Genomic DNA, 12361 nt, shown 5'->3' on the forward strand with positions numbered 1-12361 from the left:
GCATGGCGCTCGATATCCTGATCGTCGACGACGAGCCCGACATTCGCAGCCTGGTCGCAGGCGTTATGGAAGATGAGGGCTATTCGGCGAGGGCATCGGCCAACAGCGACGATGCGCTCGCCGAAATCAGCGCACGGCGGCCCTCGCTGGTGCTGCTCGACGTGTGGCTCGAGGGATCGCGGCTCGACGGCCTCGAACTTCTGGAAGAGATCAAGCGGCGCGATCCCAGCATTCCGGTCATCGTCATCTCGGGCCACGGCACGCTGGACACTGCCGTCGCCGCGATCAGGCGCGGGGCCATCGACTTCATCGAAAAGCCGTTCGAGGCCGAGCGGTTGCTGCTGCTGGTGGAGCGCGCCACCGAAACCCAGCGGCTGCGTCAGGAAAATCGCGAGCTCAAGGCACAACTCGGCCAGAGCGACGAACTGCATGGCGTCACCCCGGCGATCAACAACGTGCGCGCAACGCTGAAACGCGTCGCATCCACCGGCAGCCGAGTCCTGATCAGCGGCCCGCCGGGCGTGGGCAAGGAAGTTGCGGCCCGATTGCTGCACAATTGGAGCGGACGGGCTCAGGCTCCCTTCGTCGTGGTGGCCGCGGCGACGATGGCCCCCGACACGGTGGAGGCCGAATTGTTCGGGCAGGAGCGCGAGGACGGCACCGTGGTGCCCGGCCTGCTCGAACGGGCACATGGGGGGACCTTGTTCCTCGACGAAGTGTCGGACATGCCACTGACGACGCAGGGCAAAATCTTGCGCGTCCTGACCGAGCAGAGCTTTCTGCGCGTCGGCGGGTCGCGGCATGTCCATGTCGATGTGCGCATCGTTTCCTCGAGTGCCCGACCGCTCGAACAGGAGATGGCAAACGGCCGTTTCCGCGAAGACCTGTTCTACCGCCTGAATGTGGTGCCGCTGATGCTCCCTCCGCTGGCCGAGCGGCGCGCGGACATCGCCGTGCTGGCAGACTATTTCCTGGAGCGGCTCGCTCTGGAAAGGCGCCTGCCGACCCCGGGCATCTCGCCCGAAGCGATGGTAGCGCTGCAGGCCTATGGCTGGCCGGGCAATGTCCGCCAGCTGCGCAATGTGCTCGAGCGGGTGATGATCCTGGCACCCCATGACCGGCTGGCGTCAATCGAACTCGACATGCTGCCTCCGGAAATCATCGGACAGGATCAGCGGATGCAATCGGGCACTGCACTGCTCATGGCTGGCTCGCTGCGTGAGGCGCGCGAAGCTTTCGAACGCGAATATCTTCGGGTACAGATCCGCAGATTTTCGGGGAATGTGTCGCGCACCGCCAGCTTCATCGGGATGGAGCGCTCGGCGCTGCACCGCAAGCTCAAGCTGCTGGGGCTTACCGACGACCGAAGCGAGTAGTAGGCGGTAGCCGTGTGCGCGCCGTCCCTCGAAAGGACGGCGGGAACCGCCGCGCTGCCCAGCGATTGCGCTCTCGCCGTTGCATGCTATCGTGCGCGCACCGACATGCGCCAAGCGCAGCGGCACCAAGCGCGGCTACTCCAGCCGCGCCAATAACAGGAGACAAAAAATGAGCGCAAAAGCGAACAATCTCCAGGACGTCTTCCTCAACCAGCTGCGCAAATCCAAATCGCCGGTCACCATGTTTCTGGTGAAGGGTGTAAAGTTGCAGGGCATCATCACCTGGTTCGACAATTTTTCTGTGCTGCTGCGACGCGACGGCCAGTCGCAATTGGTCTACAAACACGCGATTTCCACGATCATGCCTGGACCGGGGTTCGACAGCGCCGCGATGCGGGAAGCTTTCGTCGATGCCGGCGGACGCAGCAAGCTTTTGCAGGAGGTGTTTCTTTCCGCCTGCCAGCGCTCCAGCCAGCCGGTGACGATGTTCCTTGTCAACGGCGTGATGCTGCAGGGTGAAATCGCCGCTTATGACCTGTTCTGCGTGGTGCTGGAACGCGATCGATCGGCCCAGCTGGTTTACAAGCATGCGATTTCGACCGTGCAGCCGTCAGGGCCGATCAACCTGCTGACCCATGACGAGGACGGCGAGGCCATCGAAGATTGAGCTTTGCTGCTGACCGGGTGGAAGTGGCGCGCGGTGCGCGCTGCCTGATCCTGCTGCCGGAATTGCCCTTGGCTCGCGGCGCTCCGGCGCGCCGTCGGGACAGGGCAGGGCGGCTGGAAGAGGCTAAAGGTCTGGCGCTGGCCATCGGCCTTGATGTGGTCGGCCAACGCTTCGCTGCGCTCCGCACATCCAACCCCTCGACGCTGATCGGCAAGGGGTTGGTCGAGATCATCGGTCACATGGTGGAAGATCAGTCGGTCGAACTGGTGATCGTCGATTCCGCGTTGACCGCGGTGCAACAACGCAACCTCGAACAGGGGTTCAAGGCCAAGGTCATCGATCGTACGGCGCTGATCCTTGAGATTTTTGGGGAGCGGGCAGCCACGGCCGAAGGACGGTTGCAGGTCGAACTCGCCCATCTGGACTATCAGCAGGGCCGTCTTGTGCGGAGCTGGACTCACCTTGAGCGGCAGCGCGGTGGCTTCGGCTTCTTGGGCGGCCCGGGGGAAACGCAGATCGAGGCCGACCGACGAATGATCCGCGACCGTATGGCGCGCATTCGCCGGCAGCTGGAAGATGTGCGGCGCACACGCGCGCTGCATCGCGAAAGGCGCAGTCGTGCCCCCTGGCCGGTGGTGGCACTGGTCGGCTATACCAACGCCGGCAAATCGACGTTGTTCAACCGCCTGTCGCACGCCGACGTGGTGGCCGAAGACATGCTGTTCGCCACATTGGACCCGACGATGCGCGCGGTGATGCTCGGCGGCGCCGGCAAGGTCATTCTCTCCGATACCGTCGGGTTCGTCTCCGATCTGCCGACCGAGCTGGTCGCCGCCTTTCGGGCAACCCTTGAAGAGGTCGCCAACGCGGACCTGCTGCTGCACGTCCGCGACATCGGCCACGAGGAGAGCGAGGCGCAGCGCAGCGACGTGCTCGATGTTCTCGCCGGACTTGGGGTGGGCCCGCTTGCCGAGCAGGGACCGAACAACCGCATTGTCCCGTGGCTGGAGGTCTGGAACAAGATCGACACGCTGGATGCAGAGGCGCGCGCAGATGTGCAGGCCACCGCCGACAGGGAAGGGGCTTCGTGCGTTTCGGCGTTGACAGGCGAGGGCACGGAGGCGCTGCTGCGGCGCATCGAGCAATTGCTGGGCGGGCAATCAGTCGAGCGGCAAATCGCTGTACCCATTGCCGACAGTGCACTTGCCGCCTGGCTGCACGCGCATGGCCGGGTGCTATCGATCGATGACAGCGATCCGCTTCGACCCGTGTTTGCCGTCGCTCTCTCGGCCATTGCCAATGCGCGGCTGAACCGGATGATCGGGGAAGCGACAGAAATCGGCCAAGGCCAAAACTAAGAAATTTCTTCTATATTAATGTGTTGAGGCTATAAACTGAGCCTCTTTGCCTCGGCCCACAAGGCTTCGAGGGCGTCGATGTCGAGGGTTGACAACGGCTCGGCGCTGGCGGTCTCCATCGCGCGAAAACGGGTTTCGAACCGCCGGTTGGCATCGCGCAGCGCCGCTTCCGGATCGATGGCGAGATGCCGCGCGAGATTGACGACGGAAAAGAGCAGGTCGCCGATCTCGTGGTGGCGTTCTTCGTGGGATGTCGCCGCGTCGCATTCCGCAAGCTCTTCGACAATCTTGGCGCGGGAACCGCTGGGGTCAGGCCAATCGAAGCCGACCCGTGCAGCGCGCTTCTGCAACTTCTCAGCCTGCGCCATGGCCGGGAGCGTACGGGCGATGCCGGCGAGCGCGCTCTTGTCCTCTGCCGCCTGTCGCTCGAGCGCTTTCATGGCTTCCCAGGCGCCGGTCTGCTGTTCCGCACTGCGTTCGGCAGCATCGCCATAGACGTGCGGGTGGCGGCGGATCATTTTCGCGCAGATCGCCGAAACAACCGCGTCCATGTCGAACGCGCCAGCTTCGGCGGCCATCTGGCTATGATAGACGACCTGGAGCAGCAGGTCGCCAAGTTCGTCCGCAAGCGCCGGCATGTCGTTGCGCTCGATCGCATCCGCCACCTCATAGGCTTCCTCGATCGTGTAAGGCGCGATGCTGGCAAAGTCTTGCTCGCGATCCCACGGGCAGCCGTTGACCGGATCACGCAGATCGCGCAGGATCTGGCGCAAGGTCGCCAACGAGAAGGGCGGTGGCGGGGGCGTAAGCGGCATCCGTGGCTCCGTTAGTTCGATAATATATATTATGTTAAATTACAGTCTGACATCGTGATGGTTCCAACGCAGCTCGCCCTCATGGCTCGAGGACCATTTCCCGTCCTTCCACTCGCCATAGACGCAAAGCGCTGAGCCAGTTCATGCCCAGCAAGTTGACCGAGTCCGGCACATCCGACACCTGCACCTCCAGTGACGCCATGCTGATGCTGCCGACCGTGATGTCGTCGATCCGACCTGACCAGGTTTCGATCGGCCCGTTTGCGGTGTCGACGATCTGAGGCAAGCCGCTCCGGTCGACGGTAACCCCCAGTCGCTGCGCTGTCTCCGCCGTCAACGTCGTCACGGTTGCGCCGGTATCTATCAGAAAATCAACCGATTTTCCGCCCACATCCGCTGTCACCCAATAATGCCCGTCAGCGGCACGGCGTACGATCGTAGCGCTCCCCTGGACCGTGGCCGGATGACCAAAGCCCAGGTCAGCACGCGCTCGTGCCGCGATTTCGGCAAAATCGCCGCGGAACAAAACCAGACCGTAGAGCAGGGCAAATATGGCGATCCATGCTAAGGCATATTTGACCATTCTGCCAAAGGGCAGCCGATGGGCCAGCAGCGCGCTGCCCACCAAGACCAGTGAACCGATGCCCCACAGCAGCGTGACCCCATCGTCACCGGACATCAGGCGATTATCTCCATGCCGTCATAGCCGGCCTCGACGCCGGCGGGCAGCTCGGCAGACAATGTGGCGTAGTCCATGCTGCTGTCCATATGCATCAGCACCGCACGCTTGGGCTTGACCTGCGCAAGCGCATCGAGGGTTAAAGCCAGATGAGGGTGGGTCGGGTGCGGGCGACGTCGCAGCGCATCGATCACGAAAATGTCGAGATCGCGGAACAGGATGGTCATCTGCGGTGTAAAGCGCTGAAAATCAGTTGCATAGCCAACCGACTTGTCGCCGCATGAAAAGCGGAAACCCGCGCTTGTGATCCCGCCATGCGGCATGTCGGTAAAGTCTATCCTTATGTCCCCGATCGTCATCGGCCCGTTGATCGGTCCGCCGGCGAGCAGCGCCGAATACCCGCCATTGCCCTGCCAGGCGTAGGAAAAACGGTTCGTCAGGCGGCGCCATGCCTCCGGCCTGGCGTGGCAAGGCACCGGCCTGCCCTGCGCCTGAAAGATCTGACGGAGATCGTCGATGCCGTGCACATGATCCGCATGCTCATGCGTCCACAGCACCGCGTCGATCCGCGGCGCGCCAGCGTCCAATAGCTGCTGTCGCATATCTGGCGACGTATCGACCAGTATGCGGGTGGTCGCGCTCTCGACCAGCAAGGAGGCGCGCGTGCGTCGGTTCTTTGGCTCGCCGGGATCGCAATTGCCCCAGTCCGGGCCATCGACGCCAAGCCTCGGCACGCCCGACGAGGTACCTGAGCCAAGCAGACGTGCCTTCATGACGTCATGCTTCGCTGATCGTCTTGGTAAACAGTCGGTGGAAATTGGCGGTGGTTGTCGCCGCCAGATGCTCGACGCTAACCCCGCGCAGGTGCGCGAGAAACCGTGCGGTGTCTGCAACATAGGCCGGCTCGCAGGTCTTGCCGCGGTGCGGGACCGGCGCGAGGAACGGGCTGTCGGTCTCGATGAGCAGCCGGTCCTCCGGAATGGTCGCAGCCGTGGCCTGCAGCTCACTTGCATTCTTGAACGTCACAATCCCGGAGAGGGAGATGTACAGGCCGAGCTCGAGCGCTTGCTCGGCAAAACGCTGGCTGGCGGTAAAGCAATGGATGACGCCCCCATAGGCGCCCTTCCCCATCTCGTCTGCCAGGATCTCAGCCGTATCTTCCTCCGCTTCACGGGTGTGGACGATTACCGGCAGGCCGCTGGCCCGGCACGCAGCGAGATGGCTCCTGAAGCTGCGCCGCTGGCGATCCCGGTCGGACTTGTCGTAATAATAGTCGAGGCCAGTCTCGCCGATGGCGACCACCCGCGGATGGCCGACCCGCCCTAGCAGGCGCTCTGTGTCTACCTCCGCATGCGTATCCGCCTCGTGCGGATGGATGCCGATGCTGGCCCAGATATGCTCATGCGCGTCCGCAGTGGCTACCACGGCATCCCACTCGCTAGCGCGTGTCGAGATGTTGAGCATCGGGCCGACACCAGCCGCGCGGGCGCGCGCCACGACAGCGTCCTGCTCCTCGACGAGCCCCTTATAATTGAGATGGCAGTGGCTATCGACAAACATCAGCCCGCATCCACCGGGTCTAGCCGCGGGAACAGTCCCTTTGGCTGGGCAAGCTGGAAATCGCTCTCCGCCAACGGCGAGTACCAATGGCTGGCAATTCCACGAAAATCGCGCAGTGCTGGATCGATACCCATCTGGTCGAGCAGCGCCGCGGCGCTCGCCGGTATGACCGGGGAAATTGCCACTGCGAGCTGCGCGATGCAGATGTAGAGGGTCGCCAGCACGGTCTCCATTCGCTCGGGGTCAGTCTTCTTTAGCCCCCACGGCGCTTGTGCATCGACATAGGCGTTGCACGCAAAAACCGCGCTCATCCACGCCTCCACCGCTTGTGACAGCGCAAGGCGCTGATAGGCGGCCGGCATGTCGCTATGGACAGCAGCGCCCACCGCTGCGAACAGCGCCTCGTCCTCAGGCGTATGGCCATGAATTGCTGGAAGGTAGCCGTTGCAGTTCTTGAAAATCTGGCTGAGCGTACGCTGCGCCAGATTGCCGAAGCTGTTGGCGAGATCGGCGTTGCAGCGGGTAACGATCGCATCTTCGCTATAGCTGCCGTCCTGGCCGAAGCTGACCTCGCGCAGCAGAAAATAACGCAACTGGTCGACACCAAAATAGGAAGCTAACTCAATTGGATCAACCACATTGCCGAGAGACTTTGACATCTTCTCGCCCTTGTGCAGCAGAAAGCCGTGGCCGAACACCGTACGCGGCAGCGGCAGGCCGGCGCTCATCAGGAAGGCCGGCCAGTACACGGTGTGAAACCGCACGATATCCTTGCCGATCAGCTGCACATCTGCAGGCCAGTAGCGCGCAAAGTCGCCGTCCCGCTCAGGATAGCCGAGCCCTGAAATATAGCAGGTCAGCGCGTCCAGCCACACATACATGACATGGCCGGGGCTGTCGGGCACGGCGACACCCCAGTCGAAACTGGTGCGTGACACGGACAAATCATTGAGGCCCCCCTCGATGAACCGCAGCACCTCGTTGCGCCGGCTGTCTGGCTGGATGAAGTCCGGGTTGGCCGCGATATGATCCAGCAGAGGCTGCTGGTAGGCGGAAAGGCGGAAGAACCAGCTTTCTTCAACGGTCCACTCAACGGGCGTCCCCTGCGGAGACAGGCGCTGGTCACCCTCGCCCACCAGCTCCTTCTCGTCGTAGAAGGCCTCGTCGCGCACCGAATACCAGCCCTCATAGCGGTCGAGATACAAGTCGCCACGCTCGGCCATCGCAGTCCATATCGCCTGGCTGGCGGCGTGGTGGCCGGCTTCCGTCGTCCGGATGAAGCGGTCATGCGAAATGTTGAGCGTCTCGCACATCGCCGCGAAATAGCCGGACATTTCATCGGCAAGTTCGCGCGGAGTAACACCGAGTTCGCGCGCCTTCTGCGCCATTTTCAGGCCATGCTCGTCGGTACCGGTCTGGAATCGCACATCCCTGCCCTGCAACCGCTGAAATCGTGCGATGGCGTCGGCAGCGATGGCTTCATAAGCATGGCCGATGTGGGGACGGCCGTTGGGATAGCTGATCGCGGTGGTGATATAGAAGGGTTCGGACATGGCGCGGCTTTAGCGGGCGGCCTGCCGATTGCCTAGCGTTCAGCGATGCGGTGCGCCTGCTGGCGCCAGCGCCGCCAGGCAGTTGCCAATCGCAAAGGCAACGGTCGACAGATCTTCGGACATCCTGATCGCAGTCCCTGCAGTTTCGAGCAGGCGGCTGCGGATGCGCAGCGCCTCTTGCCCGCGCTCGCCGCCGCTGCGAGCCGCATCCGCGGCCAACGCGAGCGCCTGTGCCAGCATCGGTTCGAATCTCGGTCGAGCGCTGGTGGTGGCGAACTGCCGCGCCAGATCGGTCCGCATCCGATTATCCCGATCGCCGCTTGTGGCGATGGCCTGTAATTGCGCGCTCAGCGAATCGAAGCCGTCTATCGCCGCATAGCCCAGTGCCCTGCCCGGGCTGCCCTCGCCCAGCGCCACCAGCGCGGCCAGCGCATCGGGCGCGAGATGGGGCCGCTGCGCCAAAAGAGTGGCGCGCATGGCAGCATCGTCGAGCGGCGAGAATCGCATTATGCGGCAACGGGATCGGATGGTCGGCAGCAACCGCCCCGGATTGTGGCTGATCAGCAGAAACAGCGTGTGCCCCGGCGGCTCCTCGAGTGTCTTGAGCAAGGCATTGGCCGCACCGCGCTCGAGATCGTCGATGCTGTCGATCACGACGGCACGGCGCGCCGACACCGCGGGCAAGGTGCGCATCCGTCCTAACAGCGCGCGCACCTGATCGACGGTGATGTTGCGGGCCAGGTCCTCTTCGGCCGGTTCGGCAGCATCGGCCTTTTTCGCTTTGGAAGGCGCAATGTCCCGCTTGACCCACAAAAACTCGGGGTGCGCACCATTATCGATCAGCGGAATGGCAGGGTGACCATCGGCAACCTCCAGGCTCGCGGCATGCGCTGCCGCCGCGTCGCCATGCGCAACGACCCACCGGGCTGCGCGACGGGCAAAGCCGGCCTTGCCGATGCCCTTTGGGCCCGCCAGCAGCCAGGCATGCGCCGCTCTGCCCGATGCATAGGCCTCCAGGAAGTCACGTTCCTGTTGATCCTGCCCGTGCAGCGGGGTCACGGCAGCAGATCCTGCAATTCGTTTAACAGGCGCGCGGTGACAGCGTCGGGCGCACCGGACGCATCGACCCGGCGGATACGTACGGGGTCGGCTTCGGCAAGGCGGTCGAAGGCGGCGGCGACCGCCTCATGATAGGCGATCGGTCGTTCCTCGAACCGGTCGGCCCAGCCCAGACGGCGCTCCTCGCGCCGTTGTCGCCGCACGTCGGCGGGAAGAGCCAGCAGCAAGGTACGATCCGGCATCAATCCTCCACTGCCAATGGCGTGCAGCGCCAATATGTCGGCGTCGGTCAAGCCGTCGGTGCCGCCCTGATAGGCTCGGGTGGAGTCGATGAAACGGTCGCACAACACCCATTGGCCGCGCGCCAGCGCCGGCGCGATGCGCAAGCGGATATGGTCCGATCTTGCGGCAGCGAACAGCAGCGCCTCCGCGCGCGGCGCCCAATTGGTGTCTTGGCGATGCAGCAGAAGTTCGCGGATCGCCTCGGCGCCGGGGCTGCCCCCCGGTTCGCGTGTTTCGAGCACGTCTAGCCCACGCGTACGCAAAGCGGCGGAAAGCGCGCCAAGCTGGGTCGACTTGCCAACGCCTTCGCCGCCCTCGAGCGTGATGAACCGGCCGGGGGCGGACGCACTCATGGTTCGCGGATGATCACGGCTCCGGGCTGACCGGCCGCTGCCGCCCGCGCAATGGCGGCGCGTGCCTCGGCCTCGGTCGCGAAGGGGGCGTAGCGCACACGATAGACGGAGCCGGCCTGCACCACATTCGCGCCTGTGCGGCGCGCGACTTCTTCGGCTCGCGCCCGGCTGCCGTAGGCGCCGACCTGCACCACGAACCCCGCATCCGTGCTTGCCGGACGTGCAGGCGCGGTGGCCGGCTGCGGTGCTGCCGGGGGTCGCCACGCAGCGGGGCGCGGCAGCCGCGCCGCCCGCTCACGCAAGATTTCGAGCAAGGAGTCCGGCGTGTCCAGCCGCGCTGGCACTGCCACCCCTTGCCGCAGCGCCAGCCGCTCGCTTTCGACCGGATTGGTCCGGCGCACGCGCACCTGGACCATGCCGACGTCGGTAATACCCAATTGCTCTGCAGCGCCTGCCGACAAATCGATCAGGCGGTTGGGGTCGGCCGGGCCCCGGTCGTTGATGCGCACCAGGATCGTCCGGCCGGTGTCGAGCCGTGTCACCTCGACATAGCTCGGCAAGGGCAGCGTGCGATGCGCCGCAGAAACCGCGGCAGGCGCAAATGCCTCGCCATTGGCGGTCGGCTGTCCGCCCAGCTCGCTGCCATACCAGCTGGCATAGCCGACTTCGTCATAGTCCGTCTGGTCGACCGGCGTATAGGTGCGCCCGCCAATCTGATAGGGTGCGCCAATCCGCACCGGTGTGTCGCTGACCGCGCTCTGTGCTGGCGGCTGTGGCCTGCTGACAGGGGCATCGCCCTGCCCTCCACCGCCGACACATCCGCTGAGCGCCGCCAGGCATAGCGCTGCGCCTGCCGATCTAATTGGTAATCTCATCAGCCAGCAGCCCCACCGACAAAGCATAGAAGTTCGAACAATTGTAATCGAGAATGGCGCGATAGCTGCCCGACAGCAAATAAGCCGTCTGTCCCGGGCCATCCGGCTCGATCAGGCTGAGCAGCGCATCCTCTGCCGGTTGCTGCCCCTGAAACACCAGCCCCCGCGCGCGCCACTCCGACGCCGTCAGAAAACGGCTGTGCCGTTGGAAAACCCGTGGACAACGTGGCGATACGGTCGTCGACGCGATTGACGCTCGCGACAAGCCGTCCGGCACACTGACAGCGTAGCCCCAATGTTCGCCACGCTTGTAGCCTGCGACCTGCAGATAATGGGCGATCGACGCCAGCGCATCGGCCTGATTGTTCCAGATCGCCGAGACACCGTCGCCATCGCCATCCCGCGCCAGTCGCAGATACACCGACGGCAGAAACTGCGGATGCCCGAAGGCCCCTGCCCAGCTGCCACGCAGCGCCTCGGGCGGCGCACCTTGCTCGACCATCTTCAGCGCGGCAAGAAATTCGCCCTCGAACAAGCTGCGGCGGCGTCCATCATAGGCCAGCGTGGCCAGCGATCGCAGCAGATCGAAATTGCCGGTAATCTGGCCATAGTTGGTCTCATGGCCATAGATGCCGAGAACCACCCCGGGCGGCACTCCCGTCGCCCGTTCGATTTCGGCCAGATGTATCCGCTCGCGGGCATAGACGGCCCGGCCGCCGGCAATGCGGTTGGCATCGACGTGGCGCGCACGATAGGGCGCAAACGGCGAAATGGGGGCGTTGGGATCCACCCGCACCTCATCGCGCTGGTTGCGGTCGAGCTGAACGACGCGCGGATTGAACGTCAATGTCGGAATGACACGGTCGAATGTCGCGCGGCTGATCCCCATTGCCTCGGCCTGTGGCCAAAGATCGGACAAGTAAGCATCGAAACTGCGCGATTCGCCAGCGGGCTGCGCAGTTGCCGTGCTTGCGGCAACCAGCAACCCGAGTGCCGCCGAAGCAAGCCGGCTGGTCGTGGAGCGAAACATATCGAGCATGGCCATGACCCGTTCCTGCCAGCTTTGCCTCTGACACGGAAGAGGATTTGCACAACTTGCTGCTTGGCAGGGCGGACAGGCTGCGGCTATGCGCAGCGCAAGACGCGCGGACAGGTGGCCGAGTGGTTTAAGGCAGCGGTCTTGAAAACCGCCGTGGGTGGAAGCTCACCGTGGGTTCGAATCCCACCCTGTCCGCCAAGCGTCTGTTTCCACCAGAACCGTTTTTCCTTGAGGCCCTCAGGCCGGCGGCGCGTTGCTCTCGTCGAGCTTGGCTTCTTCAGGGAGCGCGATGCGGATCCGTTCGGGCTCGCGCTTTTGGTTGCGGCTCCACCAGACCCGTCCGATCAGCAGTAAACCACTGATCACCAACAGGATCGCCGCAATTACTTCGACATCGTAGAGCATCGGTACCCCGTAAACAGCGCAACAGCCGCGAAGCGCTAACGGGCAGCGAAAGTCAACAGGGAAAAGCCGACAAGCGTGTCTCGCTCGCCGAGCGGGTCATGTGGCTTGCGGCGAACGGCCTATGTCGATATCTGCAGGTATGTAACGCAAGGTTCCCCTTAGCCGGGGACGAAAAGGGAAGCCGGTGTGGATCCGGCGCTGCCCCCGCAACTGTGACCGGCGAGTCACCGTGCATGACGTGCCACTGATGCGATGGTCCATCCGGATCGGACTTTGGGAAGGCCAGCACGGAGATGGTGACCCGGCAAGCCAGGAGACCTGCCCTGCGTTGCCGTTATTC

Annotated in this window: 13 protein-coding genes, 1 tRNA gene and 1 riboswitch; of the genes, 4 read left to right on the top strand and 10 right to left on the bottom strand. The window is 64.0% G+C overall.

The features are described 5' to 3' along the window. Positions 1-2 precede the first annotated feature (2 nt). The 3 genes from ntrX (at position 3) to hflX (ending at position 3401) form a co-directional block, all read left to right on the top strand. Positions 3-1376: a nitrogen assimilation response regulator NtrX gene (gene ntrX, locus AC0QC4_RS09065; RefSeq protein ID WP_483659552.1), complete on the top strand. Its 1374-nt coding sequence runs from the start codon at positions 3-5 to the stop codon at positions 1374-1376. Positions 1377-1467: 91 nt separating this feature from the next. Then, positions 1468-2043 (top strand): RNA chaperone Hfq, encoded by a 576-nt coding sequence (hfq, locus tag AC0QC4_RS09070; RefSeq protein WP_483659554.1) that lies wholly within the window; start codon positions 1468-1470, stop codon positions 2041-2043. Further along, the gene (gene hflX, locus AC0QC4_RS09075) at positions 2040-3401 is read left to right on the top strand and encodes a GTPase HflX (RefSeq protein ID WP_483659556.1); all 1362 of its coding nucleotides are present in this window, start codon (positions 2040-2042) and stop codon (positions 3399-3401) included. Before hfq ends, hflX begins: the two co-directional genes overlap by 4 nt. A gap of 29 nt (positions 3402-3430) precedes the next feature. On the opposite strand, the gene mazG is transcribed toward hflX, so the two are convergent. From mazG to AC0QC4_RS09120, 9 genes are all read right to left on the bottom strand, one after another. Then, entirely contained in the window at positions 3431-4216 is a 786-nt protein-coding gene (mazG, locus tag AC0QC4_RS09080; protein ID WP_483659558.1) for a nucleoside triphosphate pyrophosphohydrolase, read from the bottom strand. A 79-nt stretch (positions 4217-4295) separates the two neighbouring features. Further along, positions 4296-4895, bottom strand: a complete 600-nt coding sequence (locus AC0QC4_RS09085) for a retropepsin-like aspartic protease family protein (RefSeq protein ID WP_483659560.1) — start codon at positions 4893-4895, stop codon at positions 4296-4298. Then, positions 4895-5668, bottom strand: a complete 774-nt coding sequence (locus AC0QC4_RS09090; RefSeq protein ID WP_483659562.1) for an MBL fold metallo-hydrolase — start codon at positions 5666-5668, stop codon at positions 4895-4897. The genes AC0QC4_RS09085 and AC0QC4_RS09090 overlap by 1 nt, the downstream gene beginning before the upstream one ends. A gap of 4 nt (positions 5669-5672) precedes the next feature. Beyond that, positions 5673-6455, bottom strand: a complete 783-nt coding sequence (locus AC0QC4_RS09095) for a TatD family hydrolase (RefSeq protein WP_483659564.1) — start codon at positions 6453-6455, stop codon at positions 5673-5675. Further along, positions 6455-8008: a methionine--tRNA ligase gene (gene metG, locus AC0QC4_RS09100; RefSeq protein ID WP_483659566.1), complete on the bottom strand. Its 1554-nt coding sequence runs from the start codon at positions 8006-8008 to the stop codon at positions 6455-6457. The genes AC0QC4_RS09095 and metG overlap by 1 nt, the downstream gene beginning before the upstream one ends. 39 nt (positions 8009-8047) lie before the next feature. Continuing rightward, positions 8048-9067 carry a DNA polymerase III subunit delta' gene (locus AC0QC4_RS09105; protein ID WP_483659568.1) on the bottom strand — a complete coding sequence of 340 codons (1020 nt, stop codon included), beginning with the start codon at positions 9065-9067 and terminating at the stop codon, positions 8048-8050. Then, the gene (gene tmk, locus AC0QC4_RS09110; protein ID WP_483659570.1) at positions 9064-9702 is read right to left on the bottom strand and encodes a dTMP kinase; all 639 of its coding nucleotides are present in this window, start codon (positions 9700-9702) and stop codon (positions 9064-9066) included. The genes AC0QC4_RS09105 and tmk overlap by 4 nt, the downstream gene beginning before the upstream one ends. Further along, entirely contained in the window at positions 9699-10577 is an 879-nt protein-coding gene (locus AC0QC4_RS09115) for a septal ring lytic transglycosylase RlpA family protein (RefSeq protein ID WP_483659572.1), read from the bottom strand. Before AC0QC4_RS09115 ends, tmk begins: the two co-directional genes overlap by 4 nt. Further along, the gene (locus AC0QC4_RS09120) at positions 10561-11616 is read right to left on the bottom strand and encodes a lytic murein transglycosylase (protein ID WP_483659894.1); all 1056 of its coding nucleotides are present in this window, start codon (positions 11614-11616) and stop codon (positions 10561-10563) included. The genes AC0QC4_RS09115 and AC0QC4_RS09120 overlap by 17 nt, the downstream gene beginning before the upstream one ends. Before the next feature lie 108 nt (positions 11617-11724). On the opposite strand from AC0QC4_RS09120, the gene AC0QC4_RS09125 reads away from it, so the two are divergent. Further along, positions 11725-11814, top strand: a tRNA-Ser gene (locus tag AC0QC4_RS09125). A 39-nt stretch (positions 11815-11853) separates the two neighbouring features. Here the strand turns inward: AC0QC4_RS09125 and AC0QC4_RS09130 are convergent. Beyond that, entirely contained in the window at positions 11854-12021 is a 168-nt protein-coding gene (locus AC0QC4_RS09130) for a hypothetical protein (RefSeq protein ID WP_483659574.1), read from the bottom strand. Between the two features lie 132 nt (positions 12022-12153). After that, positions 12154-12361: riboswitch (cobalamin riboswitch) on the top strand.

It is taken from the genome of Sphingomonas sp. jy18 (assembly GCF_056931895.1).